Here is a 19,014-nt window from a genome sequence, read left to right as displayed (position 1 = left end):
AACGACGACCGGTCACCGGCAGCGCGCAACCCTCGGTGTGACAGTGCCCGGTAGGCCGGCGCGTCGGCCACATCGGTCAATGGATCGTCACGATGTGTCACGCTGGTCCGGTGACCGAATCGGGCGAGAGTTCCTCCCACCGTTCCCGGCAGATCCGTCCGGGCACTGTTCACGGGCTCGACGCCCACCTCATCGAGACGCCGAACGCGCGGGCGGCGATTTCGGTGTTCGGCGGGCAGGTGCTGTCGTTCCGCCCCGTCGGAACGGGCCACGACGTGTTGTGGGCGTCCCCGGTGTTGGCCGATCTGCCGACGCCCATCCGCGGCGGAATCCCGGTCTGCTGGCCGTATTTCGCACGCGAGGGCCAGACCGGCGACGTTCCCTCGCACGGTTACGCGCGCACCGCACGATGGGCGATCACCGGATCCGCGGTCGTTGAGACCGGCGAGGTCGAGGTCTCGCTGGCACCCGAAGGACTCGATCACCTCGGCCTGCGCCTGTCGATGACCGTGCGGGTCGGCGCAACGTTGGAGCAGGGCATCCACACCCACAACCCGGGTACGACGCCTGCGCGGCTCACCGAGGCGCTGCACAACTACTTTCGCGTCTCCGACGTCGCTGATGTCCGCGTCGAGGGGTTGGCCGGGCTGAACTACGCCGACAAATTCGACAGCGGCGCGATCCATCCGCAGCACGGTGAATGGACGTTGCCGAGTTCCCCTGCGCGCAGCGATCGCCTGTACCCGGGGGCGGGCGGCACCTACCGGATCGTCGACCCCGGCTTCGGTCGGGTCATCGAGATCCGTGGACGCCAGGCGCGCACGGCCGTCGTCTGGAATCCCGGTGCGGACGTCGCCGCGGGCATGGCCGATGTCGGTCCGCACTGGCGCGAGTTCGTGTGTGTCGAGACGGCCAATGCCGGCCCCGACGTCGTCGAGGTTCCCGCCGGGGCCACCTACTCCATGTGGCAGACCATCTCCGTCGCGCCCGTCTCATAACTCCGGGTATCGAATCTCGTAAGTCTCAAAACTCGTTGGAACGCCGTCAGGATCCAATAGCCGGAAGTAATTCTCAGGACTGCGTTATCGAACTGACGATCGCCATCGGCCTCGTTCGTCTCAAATCTCACCGCGTGTCTCATCTCAGTAGCCCACCTTTTGAGATAATCTCGTCGGCATGGCCACCACCGATCCGGGAGCGCAACCCGGGATGCTCCTCGGTTACGCGCGGGAGAGTTCGGACTCCCCTGCACTCGATGAGCAGATCGATCTGCTCATCGACAACGGCGTCGACCCGGAGCGCGTGTACTCCGACCATTCGCGCCACGACTCCCCCACCGCACACCGCCCGGGACTCGACGCGCTGCTCGGCTACGCCCGCCCCGGTGACACCGTCGTGGTCGTCGGGATGGACCGGCTCGGACGCAGCACCCCGGAGTTGCTCTCGACCGTGCGCACCCTCGACGACCGCAGTATCGGTGTCCGCTCGATTCGCGAGCGATTGCGTACCGACGACGACGTCGGAGCGACGCTCGTCGGCGTCCTCGCCTCACTGGCCGTGGTGAACGACGAGGCCGCCCGAACACGCCAACGAACCCAACCCAGGCCGACCCGACACAGCGGAAGTTCCCCGCTCGGACGCCCCCGTGCGCTGACCGACGACCAGGTCGAACTCGCACAACGCATGCGGGACAACGGAGATCCCGTTCCGACCATTGCCACGACCCTCGGGGTCAGCCGCGCCACCCTGTACAGAACTCTCGCCGAGAAGAGGACCACCCGATGACCACCAGCAACTCCCGCGTACTCGCCTTCCCGACCGCCATCCCGCCGGAGTCGGCGATCAGCGACCCGACTCTCGACGAGGCGGAATTCCAGCGCGGATACGACGAGGCATCGGACTACCTCGCGTCCTTGCCGCGTGCCTGGGCCGCCAATCACGCGACGGCGGCGTTGGCCGCCGGCGAGATCCCCCAGATCACCCAAAGCTACGAACGTGGTTATCGCGCAGCCCTATACGGATATAGTCGGCATTCGCGGCGCTGAGTTCCACACCGGCCGCAGATAACCGTCACGAAGCAAGCATGTACCGCAAGATCACGCGATACCGATACATGCCATCGACGACCACGTTCTGGATGCGGGTCACAGTGGTGCCCTCGCGAACAAGCTCCTCGACGATCTCGATGTCATCGCATCGGCGGACCGTCGGCGGGTACCCGGACTCCTCGTAGTCCAGCACGTGGTCACGGCCGTCTTCCGTCCCGAGAAAACCATGAAAGGTGTAGCCCAGGCCTTCGAGCGCACCCTCTCCGGACCAGAAGGGGATCTCGGGATCAGTGCCGTCGGCGAGTTCGTGGAACGAACCGTCGGACCGAATCGTCAGCTCGACGGCGAACGGCGCCTCGATGGGAGCCGTGGAATTGCACACCGCGCTGTCGGGATCGGGCTGTCCGTCGAGCCATTGATCGTTCGCGTCCTCGGCAAGGTCCTCGCTCCAGTCGAGTTCGACTGCTTCGACGGACTGCAGGCGCCATCGTCCGACGAGGTCCTGGGTCGACTCGCCGGTGCTGTGCGAGGGCGGATACACCTCCTGTGCTTCGAGGCATTCGACGCTGACACGTACCGGTTGAACGTCGTTGCCGACCCCTTCGGGCCAAATCCGGATGTCGCCGGCGACACCCGGTCCATTGTCGAGGATCAGGTAACGGTTGTCACCCCACGGCGTGACGCTCGGGGCAACGGTGACCTCGATTCCCTCCGCGGTCACCGCGGACGTACGCAATCGTGCGAGCGCACCGGGCCGCACCACATGCTCGACGGTCAGCGGCTCCCAACGGGAATCAGGTTGCGCCACAACTTCTCCGAAGAGATCCGACAGGTAGGCGTCGAGTTCATCACCCAACCACACGCACCATCGCCAGACGGCGGGTCCGGTGACGACGGCGCGGCGAGCCGTGCCGGTGACCTTGTCCGCGCAGACGATGATCGCTGCCGGGAAGTGCTCCGCGTCGATGCCTGCATGCGCCTCGTCGACGACATCGTCGACCACCTGGGGTAGTTCGACATCGGGACCCTTCCATTCACCGTCAACATGGATGTTCGCACTCATGGAACGGCTGCCCTGGGCGAGACAGCTGACGATGTAGGCGAACTTGTCCCAGCCTTCGTCGATGGTTGCGGGCACATCGGCTTCTTGAGCCCGACGACGCCCCCAGCGAACAACATTCGGCCACGGCGCGAACACCGCCGCAGCCACCTCGTTGGGCAGATCCTGCCATAGGGTTTCATCTACGAGCATGCGCTGACCTCAATCTTTCCGAAAATTCTGCGTCGTGAACGACGAAAGATGTTCTTACATCTGATGATCGGACTTCCACGCATCGAGCCACCCCGGTCCGAACACCCCCGTTCAGGTCGGTCAGCTTATGTCGCGGATCCGGCGATGTCCGATGATGCGCCGGAGATGCCGGACCGTCGTCATTCGGAGAGCGGACCGCAAAACACACAGATCAGGCATAGGGTCGTCGGACGGTCTACGTCGAGTGGCAGGACTGGCATCCGACCTCGTCAAGGTCCCCCCGAGCCCTCCATCCACGCATTGCGTATTGCGTGTTTGCAACTCCTGAGCCGCGCCCCATGACGACCACCACGCACACCGCACGCAAGCCACGGCGCAACACCTCCGCGCCGGTCGCGCCAGACACCTCGACGATAAACCCGGCCCAGAAAGCCCGCTACCGCAACGCAATTCACGAGTCCGCCCACGCCATCACCGCCGCCGTCCTCGGCCACCGGGTCACCAAGGTCACCCTCGGCACCGACCCCGCACACCCGCACCGCAACGGCAGCTGTGCCTACTCCACCCGCTTCAACGACCGGGACCGGGCGGCGGTGTGCTACGCAGGCCCCTACGCCGAACAGTTCCACCTCCACGGCGGCCCGCCAACCACACAAGCGATCCGCCGCGCCCTCGACGGCACCGAAGACCTCGCCGCCATGACCGCCGCAGGCGACACCCGGCCCACCGAAGTACCCCGCCTCATCGCCACCTGCTGGGCCTCGATCACCGCGCTCGCCAACCACGTCTACCGCCACGGATCAGCAACCCAGGCCGACGTGGACACCGCGCTGAAACTCCCCCGCGACGACCAGGATGGACACCACGACGCCCTCGCGGTGATCCGCTCCGGCAGTGCGCCCGGAACGTTCACCGTCGTCGCTCAATTGCCGTGAGCCCTCCGATCTGAGGTCAGCGACCGCGGCAGCCAATGTCGGGGCAGGCATTTAAGCTCGTCGGGTGCGAGATGAGTTTTCGACTGCCGATGGCTGGACAGTTTCGCGCGTCCCCAACCCGTGGGGACTCGTGCCACACACCGCCGGAGGCCGTAGTCTCACCGACGCCGCACGCAGCTACAGGGACCGGCTCCGCTCGCAGATCGACCGGCGTGACGAAGCTGAGGACACCAAGCGCCACCACTATGTGCCCCAGGCGTAAATGAGGCGATGGACGTTCGACGAGCGCCGACGCCGGGTCTGGACCCTCGACACAGTGACGGGGAGAGTCATTCCAACAGGCGTATCCGACCTGTGCGTCGGTGAGAACTTCTATCGTGTGGTCGGCCTGGACGGCCCACACAACGGCGTCGAACTAATGTTCGGCGTGGTCGACTCAGAGCTGGTCCGAATACAGAAACTATTCGACGATTTGACCGACTCGAACACTCTGACACTGGACGACTTCCAAATTCTCTGTCTCTCAGTCGCGGCGCAGCGGATGCGAACGACACAACAGCGGCGAATCCACAATCAGTATTCCGCATGGTTGGCCGCGCAGGACCCGTCGATGACACCACTGGCCGAGGATGATCTGAAGGCGGCGGGAACGCAGACACAATCCATCTTCCGCGCCCTTTTCAGCGCCGCTGACGTATTCCTCGGTCGACAGATTGAGGTGTGGGAGGACCCGCAAGAACGATTCATGACCTGCGATGCCCCGGTCCTCGTTCCATTCTCCAAAGGTGGCTATCGTCCGCCGTTGCTCAACGCTCCTTGGACTATCTGGCCTATCAGCCCGCGCCGCGTGGTCGTTCTCAGCCGTGATTCGGTGGGCCAGAACGCGATAATTCGAGATGCCACGGGCAAGGATGTGGGTTTGGTTCGAGACTCGGTGCTCCAGGGTCGCGAGCGAATGGTTCTAGCCGGTGCAGCGCAGTCGGAGAGGCTGTCCAGTTGCAAGCGCTTCGGTGGTAGGCGCGCTCAGGCACAGCTCCGTTGTTCAGACCGCGGGCCGGGCGGCGACTACGTTCCGCATCCCGGCTGCGTGGTGCAGTTCTCAGACACGTTCGCTGCAAAGCCCGATGTAGTTCTCTGCTCGCGAGGTCTACACCGTCCGACGCCCGACATGTCGGGCCTAACCTAGACCACCTACTTGAGGGGCGAAGCGGACTCGGCCCGCGCGGGGTGAATCGCCCGCCGGGACCTTGCCCGCGACCTCGCGGCGTTCCGCAGAAGCAGTGTGCAGGGCGTCCACGTCACCCTGCGCGGGTTCGACTACTTAGATGATCCGCCACGGCCGCTCGGACAGTGCGTCCAGGACGGCCTGCGGATCGCTGACCAGCCGGACCAACCCGATGAGCTTCGCGGGATAGGCGCTCGGGTCAGCGGCGAACCCGGCCTCGTCGAACTCGACATTGAGCCGAGACCGTCGCGGCGACGGCAGCAGGTCAGAGGTTTCGTGCAGGAGTTGGCCAGCCTCGGACGCGAGTGGTGTTCGCGGCGTGCGGTGGCGGCGCAGCAGCCGTTCGAGAGGGCTGTCGTCGTCATCCTGGTGCGGCGCCTGCTCCATCGGTCTAGCCGCTGCGGCGAGGAGCCGGGCCGTGGTGTCGCGCAGCCCGGGGTCGTCGGCGTGGACGGGCAAGGGAATCGCGATGCTCTGGACCCTCCACACTGCGCTGATCTCGATGGCGAGCGACACGTTGGACGGGTCCTCGTGGACATTCACATACCGGAGCACGTTGACGCCCGGGCCGCACTTGCCCTCCAGGTGCGAGTCGCCCACGAAGTCGGTCGGCTCCCGGTGGATGCCCGGCTCGATGGCGCAATCGGACCGGAGCTGAACGCGGTGGAGGTAGAACTGGCTCGCCGCGTCACTCTGGTTGTCCATCCTGCGGAGCATGTTCTCGATGGCGGCCTCGTAGGTGCCGAGGTGGAGCGCCTTGGACTTCTGCCGCGCCGCCCAGCGCTCGACCGCGCCCGGGCGGAGTCCGTCTTGTTCCATCCGCTGCCTGCCGACCTCGGTGAGTTGCGCGGCGGGGTCAAAGTCCCTGTCGGGCCAGACGGCGTGGGTCGAGGAGTGGTACCAGTACCGCGCCCTCACGGTGTCGTCGTGCGCCGGGTCCTGCGGGCGCACCCAGAAGTCTGGGCGGTCCTCGCTCGTGCAGTCGGTGCCGCACTTCGGGCACGGCTCATCGCCGGCATCGAAGCGGTCAAGCCACTCGGCGTCGACCTCCCATTCATGGGCGCAGGTCCCGCAGCGCATGTAGCGGAGGCGGTCGAAGTCGATGGGCTGGTCAGTCACCACGCCAGCGTTCCACGGCCCACTGACAGAGCCACCGACGCGCGAGGCGGTGTGTCGAATAGCGCACCTGCGCAGGGAGATTCGAGGCCGTGCTGACGGCGGTCAACGCCGCCGTTATTGCACGTTATTTGCACGAGATGGTCAGAAAGTACCTCTGACCTGGTGGTCCCGGCTGGGATCGAACCAGCGACCTTCCCGGTGTGAACGGGACGCTCTTCCACTGAGCCACGGGACCGTGTTTCCGGCGCTCGGGGCGCCGGTGCACGAGGCAGAAGATTACACGCCGGTGACCCGGTTGCCAAAATCGCTCCCACCGCGCGTCCCGTCCCCGAACCATCGAACCCGCACACGCACCCGCGTCCGGCCGACAACCCCACCGGCATGCACGCTCGCGTCCCGGACCAGGCGATTTGGTATCTCCGTAACGTTCGGATAATGTTCTGTCCCGCATCGCGAGCACAATGGTCCACAAGATCGCTCGCGAAGCGTGCGGATGTAGCGCAGCTGGTAGCGCATCACCTTGCCAAGGTGAGGGTCGCGGGTTCGAATCCCGTCATCCGCTCGGTGCGAGTCGACTCGCCTCTGGTGGTGTGGCCGAGTGGTGAGGCAACGGCCTGCAAAGCCGTGCACACGGGTTCGATTCCCGTCGCCACCTCCACCACCAATTTCATATCCCGCGCGATTAGCTCAGTGGGAGAGCGCTTCCCTGACACGGAAGAGGTCACAAGTTCAATCCTTGTATCGCGCACCACGAAAAACCCGCCGGAGCCCCGGCGGGTTTTTTCTGTCGTCATGACTCTTTTCGCCTGCGCATTTGGCGTATCGGCGAACGATCGAATATGGTTGCGCAGCACGTCGCGAGTGGCCTGGTCCACTCGACGAGCATGCGGATGTAGCGCAGCTGGTAGCGCATCACCTTGCCAAGGTGAGGGTCGCGGGTTCGAATCCCGTCATCCGCTCGGCGCGGGGCAACTCGCATAGGGTGGCGTGGCCGAGTGGTGAGGCAACGGCCTGCAAAGCCGTGCACACGGGTTCGATTCCCGTCGCCACCTCCACCACCAATTTCATATCCCGCGCGATTAGCTCAGTGGGAGAGCGCTTCCCTGACACGGAAGAGGTCACAAGTTCAATCCTTGTATCGCGCACCATCACCAGAACGACTCGACGGCCGCTGCACCCCAGCGGCCGTTTCTTTTCACGCCTGGCCGCAAGCCGTGCACGGCCCCGGTCCTTGCCTCGCGGGCGCGCATACGATCTGATGACTCTCGAACACGGGGTGCCGGCAATCGGTCGGCTGAGATCAGACCCGTCGAACCTGCTCCAGCTCGCACTGGCGAAGGGATGGTCATGTCTGGCGCACTTCCGATCTCCGAGCACGTGGTCGTGGTGACCGGCGGCGGTCGCGGCCTCGGTGCCGAGATCGTCCGCGCAGTCGCCGGGCAGGGCGCGCGGGTCGTCATCAACTACCGCAAGAGCGCCGACGCCGCGCATGCGTTGGCCGACGAGATCGGCGATCGGGCGGTGGCAATCACCGCCGACGTCACCGACAGAGCTGCCGTCGACTCCATGATCGATTCCGCCACACACCATTTCGATCATCCGATAACGGCGGTGGTCGCCAATGCGCTTCCCGACTACTCGTTCAACGGCGACGCGCGATCCCACGCCGACGACCTCACCTGGGCCGAGCTCGACGCGCAGTTCCGCGGCATCGTCGGCGGCGCACTGACCACCGTGCAGGCCGCTATGCCCGGGCTCCGCGCATGCGGTGCGGGTCGCGTCGTGACCGTCGGAACCAATCTGGTGCAGAACCCGGTGGTCCCCTACCACGACTACACCGCCGCCAAGGCGGCACTGCTGGCCCTGACGCGCACGCTCTCACACGATCTCGGCCCCGACGGTATCTCGGTCAACATGGTCTCCGGCGGCCTGCTGCGCACCACCGACGCCAGCTCCGCGACGCCCGCGGAGGTCTTCGACGCGATCGCCGCTTCCACGCCGCTGCGGTCGGTGACCACACCCCGCGAGTTCGCCGACGCGGTGCTCTTCTTCCTCTCACCATGGTCGCGTGCGGTGACCGGGCAGAACCTGGTCGTCGACGGCGGGCTCGTCAAGAACTGAACCCCACAGTGACCGACCAACCCGGCTACGACGCGCTGGCATCGCTCTACGCCACGACGTTTCCCACGGCCTTCACCACTGCGCTCGAACGGCGCGTCGTCGAAGCCTTCATCGACACCGTGCGCAGCCGCGTCGAATACCCACGGGTCGTCGATGTCGGATGCGGAATCGGCCATGTGACAGCGCATCTCGCAGCCTCGGGTTGTCTGGTCAGCGCCGTCGACCCCAGTCCGGCGATGCTGCGGATCGCACGCGACACCCACCCGCACATCGACTTCCGGCACGGTGAAGCACTCCTCGCCGACGTCGACCTGTCGGAGGTCGACGCACTGGTCGCGCGATTCAGCCTGATCCATCTCTCCCCCGACGAGGTCGGTGAGATCCTCGACTCCTGGCGTCGTCGGCTCCCACCGGACGCACTCGTCCTGGTCGCGGCGCAAAGCTCCGATGACCAAGGGACACACGAGTTCGACCACGCGGTGGCACGCGCCTGGCGCTGGCACCCCGACACGCTGGCCGGCGCGCTCGTCGACGCCGGCTTCGTCGAGCTGTGGCGCACCGTCTCCCGCCCCGGACCCGGACATCGGTTTCCGGAAGTGCACCTCGTGGTGGCGGTCCCACCCGACGGAAGCCCCTAGTCGCAGCTCGTACCGCGGTCTAGGGTTGTATGCATGATGAGCAATATGACTGCCCCCGCCTGCGACAATCCCGATTGCACCTGTGGCCCGGACTGCAAGTGCGGCGAGAACTGCACCTGCGGAAAGAAGTAGCCTGAGCAAGTCGACCCCTTGCGCGGAGAAGCCGCGCAAGGGGTTGCGCGGTGCCCGGACCCGATGGCGTTCGGTACATCCCACGCGCCCGAGAGGAGAAGTCGGCCGGTGTCTGCCCAACCAGAACCCGTGACGGTGACCGTGCAACTGGTCACCGATCGCCGGTTCGCCGACGAGGTGGCCGCGCTCGCCGCCGCGACCTTTCCACTGGCCTGTCCCCCACACTCGGCCCCGGCGAACATCGCCGCATTCATCCGCGACAACCTCGCCCCCGCCGACTTCGCCCGGTACATCGACGCGCCCGAGTCCGACGTGCTGCTCGCGCGAACCGACAACAGCATCCCGGTCGGCTATGCCCTTGTGCATCACCGCGAACCCACCGACGCCGACGTCGCCGCCGTCATCACCGACCGACCGTCCTCGGAGGTCTCCAAGATCTACGTGCTGCCCGATCATCATGCGCACGGTCGCACGCAGTCGCCGTCGAAGTTGTTGATGGAGACGGCGATCGAACGTGCCCGAGCTCGCGGCGCGGCGTCGATCTGGTTGGGCGTCAATCAGGAAAACGCTCGGGCGCAACGGTTCTACGCCAAAATGGGGTTCACCCGTGCCGGGGTGAAGACCTTCGACCTCAATGGCAGCGTCGAACACGATTACGTACTGAGCCGACCCGTACTGAGCCGACCGCTGGACGCCTGAGCCGGACCGGTCTGACGCGCTGATCGCCCGATTCCCGTCGCCGGGGTCGCGCCGGACTCTAGACTCGACCAATGTCCTCCTCTGCCGCAACGACTCCCGGCCCCGACCCGGGACGCGCCGATGACCGGGTCGCCGTGGGCCTGGCCGACGTTCTCCGGGAGTCCACCGACGCGGGATCGATCGAGATCGGTGATCTCGTGCGCATCCCGGCCGGGGCGTCCCGGCAGACGTGGTCGTTCGTCGCGACGATCGACGGCGAACCCCGGCGGCTGGTCCTGCGCCTCGATCCACCGGGGGGACGCGACGCGTCGTCGCTGCTGCGCGAGGCCGCACTCATGCGCGCCGCGGGTGCCGTCGGGGTGCCCTCGCCCACGGTGATCGCCGAGGGCGTCGACCACGCCGACATCGGCGGCGATTTCGTCGTGATGGATCACATCGACGGCGCGACCATTCCGCGAAAGATTTTGCGCGACCCCGAATTCGCCGGCGCACGCGGTGCGCTCACCGGTCAGCTCGGTGCGGCGTTGGCGGCGGTGCACTTGATCGACGTCGATGCGGTTCCCGGGCTGCCCGAGGACGATCCGCTGGCCGCCTGGCGTCCCGAACTCGACGCCGCCGACCGAGTCTTTCCGACCTTCGAGTTCGCACTGTCCTGGCTCGAACGCCACCGACCCCCGACCGCCGGACGCGCCGTCACCCATGGCGACTTCCGTATCGGCAACGTGATCGTCGACCGCAACGGACTTGCCGCGGTTCTGGATTGGGAGCTCGCCCACATCGGCGACCCGCTCGAGGATCTCGGCTGGATGTGCGTGAAGGCCTGGCGATTCGGCGGCGCGGGAATGGTCGGCGGGCTCGGTGGACTCGACGAGTTCATCGGCGCCTACGAGGCCGCCGGCGGAGCCCGCGTCGACCGGGACGCGCTGTTCTGGTGGCAGGTCTACGGCACGCTGCGCTGGGGCATCATCTGCCTCCACCAGACCCAACGGCACCGCATGGGCACCAGCCGGTCGGTGGAACTGGCCGCGATCGGCCGCCGGGTGTCGGAGAACGAGTGGGAGCTGTTGTCGCTCATCGGATGAGGCGAAAGACAAGCCCCCTCAGCGCAGTCCGAACTCCCAGTTCCCGCCGTTGCGGTACTCGGTGAGGATGCGCCGCCCCACCGTGGAGATGTGTACCTCGTCGGCGCCGTCGTAGATCCGCGCGAAGCGGGCGTTGCGATACATCTTGCCCAGCGGGGTGTCGTCGGTGACGCCCGCCGCCCCGTACACCTGTACGGCACGGTCGATCACGTTGTGCAGCATGTGCGCACCGAAGACCTTGACCGCCCCGATGTCCACGCGTGCCTGCTCCCCGCGGTCGATCTGCTCGGCCGCCTTGAGGGTCAGCAAACGGCTTGCCTGGATCTCGGTGTAGGAGTCGAACACGTGCTTCTGCATCAGTTGTTTGTCGGCGAGCGGTTCGCCGAACGCGCTGCGTCCGATCAGCCTGCGGCACATGAGGTCGAAGGCCCGTTGTGCCTGTCCGAGCCAGCGCATCGCATGGAAGATGCGGCCGGGCCCGAGCCTTTCCTGCGCGATGACGAAACCGTTGCCGCGCTCGCCGAGCAGATTCTCCGCGGGCACCCGCACGTCGTCGTAGTCGACCTCGAAGTGATGTCCGGAGAACCCGAGAACCGGTGTGTCTCGCACGATCCGGTAACGCGGATGATCGGTGGGCACGATGATCATGGAGAACGCCCGGTGGCCGGGGGCGTCGGGCTCGGTACGGCACATCACGGTGGTGTAGGCGGCCTGGGCGGCGCCAGTGGTGAACCATTTGCGGCCGTTGATGACCCACTCGTCGCCGTCGAGGACCGCGGTGGTGCGCAGTCCGGTCGGGTCGGATCCGGCGACGTCGGGTTCGGTCATCCCGAAGCTCGGCGAGATCTCGCCCCGCACAAGCGGTTCGAGGTAGGCGTCACGCCACCGGGCGGACGCGTGGCGGTTGAGCATGATCGAGTCCTGTAAGGTCCAGGTCCCCAACGCCAATTGTCCGTACTCACTACGGCCCTGGACCTCGTTGACGTAAACGTAGTCGAGGAACGGCAGACCACCACCACCGATCTCGGTGGGATGCCCCAGCGCCCAGAGGTTTCGGCGTTTGGCCTCGGCGCGCAACTCGGCCATGATCGCGTCCGCGTCGGCGCCGCCCGCGTCGAGTTCGGGCTCGCGCGGCTCGACGAGTTCGACCATGAACTCGTACACCGCATCGCGCAGCGGGCGTACGTGTTCGGGCACTTCGAAGGTCATGCATCTCCGATCAACGAGGGATTGTCCACGCGCAGTTTGGCTACCACCGCAGCGCGCAGAACGGCGGGAATCCGCGGGTCCTCCGGGACGAATCGTCCTTCGCGTAGCCCGGCGACGAGTTCGGTGGCATCGGCGCATCCGAGGGTGGCGAGGTCGGCGCGGAAGCGTTGCGCCGGCTCGGCACCGGCCGCGAGTTGACGTTCGACGATCGCCAGCACGTTGCCGGCGACACGTGCGTGGAATCGAGTACTGCCCGACGTCTCGGCCATCACCTGTCCGTGCAGGAACTCCCGCACCGACTCGAGAAGCTCGGCGACGGTGGGCAGATCGTAGAAGCCGTCGGCGGACGCCGCGTCCGACGACGACTCACCGAAGGTGTCGACAGCGGCCTCGGCGTGCTCGAAATCCTTGTTCTGCAACGCCTTCGACCTCTTCCCCGTCGGTGGACCCAGGCCTTTGTCATGCTAGCCACGTCGGCGGGGTGTGGTCAATGACACACTGGAACAAAGATGAAGAAATGTTCCGATGCGGTTTCCGTCACGGCATGTGTCGGACCCTTGCTGTCACACCGCCGACTCGGCGAACCGCGACAGCGCCAACAGACGTGAGGTCGCACGCAGATACTTCTTGCGATAGCCACCGGCCAACATCTCGTCGGTGAAGATCTCGTCGAGCTTGGCGCCGGACACCGTCACCGGGATGTTCGCGTCGTAGAGGCGGTCGGCGAGCACCACGATGCGCAGCGCCACCGACTGGTCCTTGGCCGGATGCACGCCACTGATACACACGAGCGAGACACCGTCGACGAGCTCCTTGTACTTCGACGGGTGCAGCTTGGCCAGGTGCGCGCACAGCTCGTCGAAGTCGTCCAGCGTCGCGCCCTCGGTCGACTCGGCCAGCGCGGTGAGGTCCTCGGTCGAGCGCGGCTCGGGTGCCGGCGGCAGGTCGCGGTGTCGGTAGTCGGGGCCGTCGACGCGGATCGTCTCGAAGATCGCGGACAGCTTCTTGATCTCCCGCAGGAAGTCCTGCGCGGCGAATCGGCCCTCGCCGAGCTGCCCGGGCAACGTATTCGACGTCGCGGCGATCGAGACGCCCTTGGCGGTGAGCTCGGTGAGCAGCCGCGAGACGATCATGGTGTCCCCGGGGTCATCGAGCTCGAACTCGTCGATGCACAGCACGTTCTGCTCCGAGAGGCGCTCGACGGCGTTCATGAAGCCCAGGGCGCCCACCAGGTGTGTGAGTTCGACGAACGTGGCGAACGATTTCGGCGCGGGCATGGCGTGGTAGATCGATGCCAGCAGGTGGGTCTTGCCGACGCCGAAACCGCCGTCGAGGTAGAGGCCCACCCCCTGCGAGGTCTGCTTGCGGGAGAACAACCCCTTCTTGCCGCTGCGCGACTTCTTGGCCCGCTCGACGAAGTCACGGGCCTTGGCGACCGCCTCGGCCTGCGACGGTTCGTTGGCGTCGGGGATGTAGGAGTCGAAGCTCACCGCGTCGAAGGTGGACGGCGGGACCATCTCCTCGATCAGCTGCTCGGGAGAGACCACCGGGTTCCGGTCAGACAGACGTGCCACCATGGAGGGCAGCCTAGTCACTGCCGACCATGAGGAATGATGCTCTACCAGCATAAAGCGACCCAGGTCACATCCGGAGCTCCCGACGAGGACCAGAATCTGCGCGAACTCGCGCGCTTCTACCCGTACCCCGACACGCTCGATCGTCCGTTCGTGCGCGCCAACATGGTCGCCTCCGTCGACGGCGCCTCCTCGGTGCAGGGCCGTTCGGGCGGGCTCGGCGGCCCGGGCGACCGGGCAATCTTCCGCCTCCTGCGCGGGCTCGCCGACGTCGTGGTGGTCGGCGCGCGCACCGCGCTGACCGAGGGATATCGACAACCCGCTCCCGACGAGGCGTTCGGCCCGATGCGCGCCGACCAGGGCCAATCGCCGGCCCCGATGCTGGCTTTGGTCAGCAATTCACTGTCGATCGACCCCGACTATCCGCCGTTGGCCGATCCCGCGACCGTGGTCCTGACCTGTTCCGACGCGCCGGCGCAGCGTCGTCGCACATTGACCGATCGTGGGGCGACGGTGGTCGACTGCGGCAGCGAGGCCGTTCATATCGGTCGGGCACTCGATCACCTCGCCGCGCTCGGGCTGCCCCGCGTGCTCTGTGAGGGCGGACCCAGCCTCCTCGGAGCGGTCGTCGCCGAGGATCTGCTCGACGAACTGTGCCTGACGACGAGCCCGACGATCGTCGCCGGCGACACCGCGCGGATCGTCACCGGTCTCGCCCTGCCCGAGCTCGCGCAGATGCGCCCGGGCCATCTCCTCTCCGACGACGACGGGTACGTCTACACCCGCTGGACCCGGGCGAGCTGACCGATTGGCTACGCTCGCCGTCATGGCCCTGGCAAGACGCGGCCCGGTGTTCCGGGGACGGTCGCACACCGCACCGGAACGAATCACACCGACGCGCACCGGCAGGCCGTGGCGACGGTCCGGCGTGTCCGTCGCGGCTCTCGTGGCCGCGGTGACGATCGGCATCTCCGCGTGCGCCATCGGCCCCGATCCCGGTCCGGCCCTGGTCCCCGGCGGTGGCGGCAACGGTGGTCAGTCCGCGCCCGCATCCTCGAGTACCCCGGCGAAGGCACCGGAGCTGCGCGCCCCGGCCAACGACCTGCCGTGGCAGGACTGTGCGGCCAAGGTCTCCGGCGATTACGGAACCCCCGCACCGAACGGGCTGACCGTCCAGTGCGCCGCGCTGGCCTCCCCGGTCGACCCGGACCGGTCGCAGACGACGCTCTCCCTCGCCCTGACCCGCATCACCTCGCCCAAGACGCCCGCGGACGCCGCACCCCTGGTCCTCACCTCCGGGACCGACATGCCGTCCTCGCGCGCACTGTTGCTGCTGGCCTCCGGTGCCGGCCGCAGCCTGCTCGACACACATCCGGTGGTGGCCGTGGACCGACGCGGAATCCCGCAGAGCACTCCGTTGGACTGTCTGACCCGCGCCGATCGCGCCACCTACGCCGACAACGGCCTGACCCGCGGAGCGTCCGAGGATCGCCGCATCGGCGACCTGGCGTCGGCGGCCTCCGACGCCGCCGACGCGTGCACCGAAACCCTCGCCCCCGACCAGCTGGCCTTCGGCATCGGCGCCGCCGCCTCCGACCTGGAGACCCTGCGCAAGCGATGGAACGTTCCCCAGCTCGGTCTGATCGGCGTCGGTGAGGGCTCCGACGTCGTGATTGGCTACACCGCGCTCTACGGCGGCCGGTCGGGGCGCATCATCCTCGACACCCCCACCCCGTTCGGCGCCAACGCCCGCGACACCGCCGCCGCGGCGGCCACCGGGGTCCAAGCCGCACTCACCACCTTCACCCAACGCTGCGCCGCGCTGGGCAACGCATGCGCCCTGGGCTCGGGCGGCGCCGCCACCATCGCCGACGTCCTGACCAAGGGACGCAACGGTGACCTCGGCGCACTCTCGGACACCCAGGCGCTCGCCGGGATCACCACCGGGCTCGCACTGGCCGCCAATTCGCCCGACGGCATCGGTGGCGTCGCCTCGGCAATCGCCGCCGCCGATCGCGGCGACACCGGCGCACTGTCGGGCCTCGCCGATCAGGCACAATCCCTGCGCCTGACCGACGGCCAGATCGTCGGCGACTGCAACGACGTGACCGGGCCGGTCAGCCAGAACGAGATCGGCGGCCTGATCACCACCTGGTCCAAGGACAATCCGCTCACCGGCACCGACGCCGCGCTGTCGCTCATGCGCTGCAACGGCTGGGCCGCGGGCGAGGCGGTGGCTCCACCGACCGGTTTCCCGGTCGCACCACTGGTCCTGGACAATCCGGGCGACCCGATCAACGGCGGCACCGACGCCGACGCCCTCGGCGCACTGTTCACCCGCGCGTCCACCTCACCGGTGACGGTCAGTTGGAACGGTCTGGGCTATTCCGCAGTCGCCCGCAGCAGCTGCGTCGCCGATACCGTGGCCGAGTACGTCGCCTCGGCACCGCTGGGCGGCCCGTCCGAACGAGGCTGCCCGAGCTGACCCCGCCGCCGGCCCGCACCGACACCACCACCACCGGCCGGTCGAGACCGGCACCACGCGCGTAGTACGGTTCGCGGGTGGCCTTTCTCGACAGGTATCTCTACCCGCAGATGCCGGCTCAGCGCATCATCCCGATGGTGCTGTGGCCGATCACCCTGATGATGATCTTCCAGCGGTCGGTGATCCTCGGGGTCAACGGTGACCGTACCGACGACTTCAAGCCGGTCTACAACGCCGCCCTGGCATTCCTGAACCGCCGGGCGGTCTACGGCGAGAACCTCAACACGGTCGATCCGCATTATCTGTATCCGCCGTCGGGCACCCTGCTGATGTCCCCGCTGGCGGTCATCGACCCGGAACGCTCGCGGTGGCTGTTCATCGCGGTCAGCGTCGTTGTGCTGATCCTGTGCGCCTACCTCATCACCCGACTGTTCGGCTTCGGCGTCACAACCTGGGTGATGCCGACCGTGCTGTTCTTCTTCTTCAGCACCGAAACCGTCGCGCACACACTGATCTTCACCAACTTCAACGCCTTCGTGCTGCTGGGCCTGCTCGGCTTCCTGATGGTGATGCTGCACCGACAGGACTGGTGGGCCGGCGTGCCCATCGGGCTGACACTGGCGGTCAAACCGGTGCTCGCTCCCCTGCTGTTGCTGCCGCTGCTGGTGGGTCGATGGCGAATCCTGGTGACCGCCATCGGGATTCCGGTGGTGCTGAATCTGGTGGCGTGGCCGGTGTCGGCGGATCCGATGTCGTTCATCACGCGCACGGTGCCGTACCTCGGCGAGACCCGCGACTACTACAACAGTTCGATCGGCGGTAACGGCGCGTACTTCGGTGTCGCCGACTGGCTGGTGCTGCTCCTGCGGATCGCGTTCACGCTGATGGCGGTGTTCGCGCTGTGGTTCCTCTACCGCTATTACCGCCGCACCAACGAGTTGCTCTGGCTCGCCACGTCGTCCGGGGTGTTACTGTGCACCACCTTCCTGGTGAGCTCACTGGGCCAGGGCTACTACTCGATGCTGCTGTTCCCGCTGTTGATGACCGTGTTCATCCCGGGCTCACCGATGCGTAACTGGCCGGCCTGGCTCGGTGTCTACGGCTGCTTCACCTTCGACGCGTTCTATTCGGTGCGCTGGGATGCCCTCGGCAGACAGCTCGAATACAACAAGGTCACCTGGGGGTGGTCGCTGCTGATGATCGCGGTGTTCTGCTCGCTGCTGTTCCGATATCTGGACATGCGTCGCGACGGCGTGGCCGGTGGCTGGCGGGACTTCTCCGCGCCGGAACCGCCTGCCGACGATCAGCGCGAACAGGTCGGTGCGCCGACCCCGTCGGCAGCCCGATAGACCATCCTGCCGACCGTGCTGGCGGGCGGTGGCCGCAGCTCGTACGGTGGAATCATGACCGACACCCCCGCCCGCAAGGACGTGCAGGACCCCGCCGAACTGGCCGATCTCACCGATGACCAGTGGCGCGAGCGCCTCACCCCCGCCGAGTACCGGGTTCTGCGCCAAGCAGGTACCGAGGCGCCGTTCACCGGCGAGTACACCGATACAAAAAGTGTCGGGGTCTACCGTTGCCGGGCCTGCGGACACGAATTGTTCCGCAGCGAGCAGAAATTCGAGTCGCACTGCGGCTGGCCGTCGTTCTTCTCGCCGCTGGCCGGTGACGCGATCATCGAGCGTTCCGACGACTCGCTGGGCATGCGCCGCACCGAGGTGCTGTGCGCCAATTGCGGCAGCCACCTCGGCCACGTGTTCGCCGGCGAGGGTTATGACACCCCCACCGATCTGCGGTACTGCATCAATTCGATCAGCCTGACACTCGAACCGGAGGACGGCGGGGCCTAACGGTCCCGCCGGTCGGCGGACCGGCGCGCGATTCGGCGAGCCATGGCCTGATCGGCCGCGATCGGTGAGCGTGACAGGTGCTCGATGACGCTGTCCCGATTGCGTTCGGGCTGGTTCTGCGACATCTTGGCCTTGCCCTCCCACCGAGTGATCGACAGCTCGACCCCGACGATGGCGGACAGCTGCTTGTCGACGAACTCCGCGGGTGCATCGGTGACCGCCCACGGTTGGTCCCGTGAGCCTTCGTGCAGATCGGTCAGCGCGCACACCTGCCGGTACAGCCAGTCGCGATCGGTGTGGAATCGGAGCTGCCCGTGCGCGTGCACGGTCTCGTAATTCCAGGTCGGCACCACCCGGCCGGTCTCGGCCTTGGTGGCATACAGCGACGGTGAGATGTAGCCGTCGGACAGCGCGAAGATCGCGACGGACTCGGTCTGTGTGGCGGCCTCGCGCCAATGCGGGTTGGCCTTGGCCATGTGCCCGAGCAGCCGGGCGTTGGGCCGGTCGTAGATCAGGGGCAGTGGCGTCACGACGAGACCGGAGGCACCCACCGACACGAGCTGGGCCAGTCCGGGGTCACCGAGAAGCTCGGCGATCTCCTCGTCGGAGAGGGCGAAACCGGTTGGGACGTACATGACCTCG

At 66.8% G+C, this 19,014-nt stretch carries 19 protein-coding genes, 7 tRNA genes and 1 riboswitch; of the genes, 19 read left to right on the top strand and 7 right to left on the bottom strand.

Annotation, left to right across the window (positions count from 1 at the left end; all coding sequences use genetic code 11):
- Positions 1-92 precede the first annotated feature (92 nt).
- The 3 genes from J6U32_RS15110 to J6U32_RS15100 all read left to right on the top strand — a co-directional run bounded on the left by J6U32_RS15110 (position 93) and on the right by J6U32_RS15100 (position 2,045).
- Positions 93-998 (top strand): D-hexose-6-phosphate mutarotase, encoded by a 906-nt coding sequence (locus tag J6U32_RS15110; RefSeq protein WP_208791053.1) that lies wholly within the window; start codon positions 93-95, stop codon positions 996-998.
- Positions 999-1,176: 178 nt separating this feature from the next.
- Positions 1,177-1,785, top strand: coding sequence for a recombinase family protein (locus J6U32_RS15105; protein ID WP_208791052.1), 609 nt, complete (start codon positions 1,177-1,179; stop codon positions 1,783-1,785).
- Entirely contained in the window at positions 1,782-2,045 is a 264-nt protein-coding gene (locus J6U32_RS15100; RefSeq protein WP_208791051.1) for a hypothetical protein, read from the top strand. Before J6U32_RS15105 ends, J6U32_RS15100 begins: the two co-directional genes overlap by 4 nt.
- 25 nt (positions 2,046-2,070) lie before the next feature.
- On the opposite strand, the gene J6U32_RS15095 is transcribed toward J6U32_RS15100, so the two are convergent.
- The gene (locus J6U32_RS15095) at positions 2,071-3,300 is read right to left on the bottom strand and encodes a hypothetical protein (protein WP_208791050.1); all 1,230 of its coding nucleotides are present in this window, start codon (positions 3,298-3,300) and stop codon (positions 2,071-2,073) included.
- Between the two features lie 338 nt (positions 3,301-3,638).
- Between J6U32_RS15095 and J6U32_RS15090 the strand changes: the two genes are divergently transcribed.
- Together J6U32_RS15090 and J6U32_RS15085 are read left to right on the top strand one after the other, a co-directional pair.
- Positions 3,639-4,235, top strand: a complete 597-nt coding sequence (locus J6U32_RS15090) for a hypothetical protein (RefSeq protein WP_208791049.1) — start codon at positions 3,639-3,641, stop codon at positions 4,233-4,235.
- Positions 4,236-4,551: 316 nt separating this feature from the next.
- Positions 4,552-5,421, top strand: a complete 870-nt coding sequence (locus J6U32_RS15085; protein ID WP_244331993.1) for a DUF4238 domain-containing protein — start codon at positions 4,552-4,554, stop codon at positions 5,419-5,421.
- A 135-nt stretch (positions 5,422-5,556) separates the two neighbouring features.
- On the opposite strand, the gene J6U32_RS15080 is transcribed toward J6U32_RS15085, so the two are convergent.
- Both J6U32_RS15080 and J6U32_RS15075 read right to left on the bottom strand, forming a co-directional pair.
- Positions 5,557-6,579 (bottom strand): hypothetical protein, encoded by a 1,023-nt coding sequence (locus J6U32_RS15080; RefSeq protein WP_208791047.1) that lies wholly within the window; start codon positions 6,577-6,579, stop codon positions 5,557-5,559.
- A 160-nt stretch (positions 6,580-6,739) separates the two neighbouring features.
- A tRNA-Val gene (locus J6U32_RS15075) sits at positions 6,740-6,814 on the bottom strand.
- 254 nt (positions 6,815-7,068) lie between these two features.
- Here J6U32_RS15075 and J6U32_RS15070 point away from each other — a divergent pair.
- The 10 genes from J6U32_RS15070 (at position 7,069) to J6U32_RS15025 (ending at position 11,251) form a co-directional block, all read left to right on the top strand.
- A tRNA-Gly gene (locus J6U32_RS15070) sits at positions 7,069-7,141 on the top strand.
- A 22-nt stretch (positions 7,142-7,163) separates the two neighbouring features.
- Positions 7,164-7,237, top strand: a tRNA-Cys gene (locus J6U32_RS15065).
- Between the two features lie 18 nt (positions 7,238-7,255).
- Positions 7,256-7,330, top strand: a tRNA-Val gene (locus J6U32_RS15060).
- Between the two features lie 135 nt (positions 7,331-7,465).
- Positions 7,466-7,538 (top strand) — tRNA-Gly (locus J6U32_RS15055).
- A gap of 22 nt (positions 7,539-7,560) precedes the next feature.
- Positions 7,561-7,634, top strand: a tRNA-Cys gene (locus J6U32_RS15050).
- Positions 7,635-7,652: 18 nt separating this feature from the next.
- A tRNA-Val gene (locus J6U32_RS15045) sits at positions 7,653-7,727 on the top strand.
- Between the two features lie 114 nt (positions 7,728-7,841).
- Positions 7,842-7,938, top strand: a riboswitch (TPP riboswitch).
- Positions 7,927-8,700 carry a 3-oxoacyl-ACP reductase gene (locus tag J6U32_RS15040; protein ID WP_208791046.1) on the top strand — a complete coding sequence of 258 codons (774 nt, stop codon included), beginning with the start codon at positions 7,927-7,929 and terminating at the stop codon, positions 8,698-8,700. It overlaps the preceding riboswitch by 12 nt.
- Before the next feature lie 8 nt (positions 8,701-8,708).
- Positions 8,709-9,338, top strand: coding sequence for a class I SAM-dependent methyltransferase (locus J6U32_RS15035; protein WP_208791045.1), 630 nt, complete (start codon positions 8,709-8,711; stop codon positions 9,336-9,338).
- A gap of 261 nt (positions 9,339-9,599) precedes the next feature.
- The gene (locus J6U32_RS15030; RefSeq protein ID WP_208796148.1) at positions 9,600-10,169 is read left to right on the top strand and encodes a GNAT family N-acetyltransferase; all 570 of its coding nucleotides are present in this window, start codon (positions 9,600-9,602) and stop codon (positions 10,167-10,169) included.
- 71 nt (positions 10,170-10,240) lie between these two features.
- A complete protein-coding gene (locus tag J6U32_RS15025) occupies positions 10,241-11,251 on the top strand; it encodes a phosphotransferase family protein (protein WP_208791044.1) in 1,011 nt (336 codons plus the stop codon).
- Positions 11,252-11,269: 18 nt separating this feature from the next.
- On the opposite strand, the gene J6U32_RS15020 is transcribed toward J6U32_RS15025, so the two are convergent.
- The 3 genes from J6U32_RS15020 to zapE form a co-directional block, all read right to left on the bottom strand.
- Positions 11,270-12,460 (bottom strand): acyl-CoA dehydrogenase family protein, encoded by a 1,191-nt coding sequence (locus J6U32_RS15020; protein WP_208791043.1) that lies wholly within the window; start codon positions 12,458-12,460, stop codon positions 11,270-11,272.
- A complete protein-coding gene (locus J6U32_RS15015; RefSeq protein WP_208791042.1) occupies positions 12,457-12,879 on the bottom strand; it encodes a DUF6285 domain-containing protein in 423 nt (140 codons plus the stop codon). Before J6U32_RS15015 ends, J6U32_RS15020 begins: the two co-directional genes overlap by 4 nt.
- A gap of 144 nt (positions 12,880-13,023) precedes the next feature.
- On the bottom strand, positions 13,024-14,037 hold the full coding sequence (gene zapE / locus J6U32_RS15010; RefSeq protein WP_208791041.1) for a cell division protein ZapE: 1,014 nt from the start codon (positions 14,035-14,037) through the stop codon (positions 13,024-13,026).
- A gap of 36 nt (positions 14,038-14,073) precedes the next feature.
- Here zapE and J6U32_RS15005 point away from each other — a divergent pair, with 36 nt between their 5' ends.
- From J6U32_RS15005 to msrB, 4 genes are all read left to right on the top strand, one after another.
- Positions 14,074-14,838 carry a pyrimidine reductase family protein gene (locus J6U32_RS15005; RefSeq protein ID WP_208791040.1) on the top strand — a complete coding sequence of 255 codons (765 nt, stop codon included), beginning with the start codon at positions 14,074-14,076 and terminating at the stop codon, positions 14,836-14,838.
- Positions 14,839-14,860: 22 nt separating this feature from the next.
- Positions 14,861-16,519: an alpha/beta hydrolase gene (locus tag J6U32_RS15000; protein WP_244331991.1), complete on the top strand. Its 1,659-nt coding sequence runs from the start codon at positions 14,861-14,863 to the stop codon at positions 16,517-16,519.
- A 77-nt stretch (positions 16,520-16,596) separates the two neighbouring features.
- Entirely contained in the window at positions 16,597-17,868 is a 1,272-nt protein-coding gene (locus J6U32_RS14995; protein WP_208791039.1) for a glycosyltransferase family 87 protein, read from the top strand.
- A gap of 54 nt (positions 17,869-17,922) precedes the next feature.
- Positions 17,923-18,372: a peptide-methionine (R)-S-oxide reductase MsrB gene (msrB, locus tag J6U32_RS14990; RefSeq protein ID WP_208791038.1), complete on the top strand. Its 450-nt coding sequence runs from the start codon at positions 17,923-17,925 to the stop codon at positions 18,370-18,372.
- Here msrB and J6U32_RS14985 read toward each other — a convergent pair.
- Positions 18,369-19,007 carry an FMN-binding negative transcriptional regulator gene (locus tag J6U32_RS14985; RefSeq protein ID WP_208791037.1) on the bottom strand — a complete coding sequence of 213 codons (639 nt, stop codon included), beginning with the start codon at positions 19,005-19,007 and terminating at the stop codon, positions 18,369-18,371. The genes msrB and J6U32_RS14985 overlap by 4 nt on opposite strands.
- Positions 19,008-19,014 lie beyond the last annotated feature (7 nt).

Origin of the sequence: Gordonia polyisoprenivorans, from assembly GCF_017654315.1 — a bacterium.
Taxonomy (GTDB): Bacteria; Actinomycetota; Actinomycetes; order Mycobacteriales; family Mycobacteriaceae; genus Gordonia; species Gordonia polyisoprenivorans_A.
The sequence above is the reverse complement of the archived record's forward strand: the minus strand, read 5'-3'. Positions and strand labels throughout refer to the sequence as shown.

What these genes read in the sequence shown, in the direction of transcription:
- J6U32_RS15110 (WP_208791053.1), top strand. Translation starts at nt 93, where the DNA reads ATGTGTCACGCTGGTCCGGTGACCGAATCGGGCGAGAGTTCCTCCCAC.
- J6U32_RS15105 (WP_208791052.1), top strand. Translation starts at nt 1,177, where the DNA reads ATGGCCACCACCGATCCGGGAGCGCAACCCGGGATGCTCCTCGGTTAC.
- J6U32_RS15100 (WP_208791051.1), top strand. Translation starts at nt 1,782, where the DNA reads ATGACCACCAGCAACTCCCGCGTACTCGCCTTCCCGACCGCCATCCCG.
- J6U32_RS15095 (WP_208791050.1), bottom strand. Translation starts at nt 3,300, where the DNA reads ATGCTCGTAGATGAAACCCTATGGCAGGATCTGCCCAACGAGGTGGCT.
- J6U32_RS15090 (WP_208791049.1), top strand. Translation starts at nt 3,639, where the DNA reads ATGACGACCACCACGCACACCGCACGCAAGCCACGGCGCAACACCTCC.
- J6U32_RS15040 (WP_208791046.1), top strand. Translation starts at nt 7,927, where the DNA reads ATGTCTGGCGCACTTCCGATCTCCGAGCACGTGGTCGTGGTGACCGGC.
- J6U32_RS15025 (WP_208791044.1), top strand. Translation starts at nt 10,241, where the DNA reads ATGTCCTCCTCTGCCGCAACGACTCCCGGCCCCGACCCGGGACGCGCC.
- J6U32_RS15020 (WP_208791043.1), bottom strand. Translation starts at nt 12,460, where the DNA reads ATGACCTTCGAAGTGCCCGAACACGTACGCCCGCTGCGCGATGCGGTG.
- zapE (WP_208791041.1), bottom strand. Translation starts at nt 14,037, where the DNA reads ATGGTGGCACGTCTGTCTGACCGGAACCCGGTGGTCTCTCCCGAGCAG.
- J6U32_RS15005 (WP_208791040.1), top strand. Translation starts at nt 14,074, where the DNA reads ATGCTCTACCAGCATAAAGCGACCCAGGTCACATCCGGAGCTCCCGAC.
- J6U32_RS15000 (WP_244331991.1), top strand. Translation starts at nt 14,861, where the DNA reads ATGGCCCTGGCAAGACGCGGCCCGGTGTTCCGGGGACGGTCGCACACC.
- msrB (WP_208791038.1), top strand. Translation starts at nt 17,923, where the DNA reads ATGACCGACACCCCCGCCCGCAAGGACGTGCAGGACCCCGCCGAACTG.
- J6U32_RS14985 (WP_208791037.1), bottom strand. Translation starts at nt 19,007, where the DNA reads ATGTACGTCCCAACCGGTTTCGCCCTCTCCGACGAGGAGATCGCCGAG.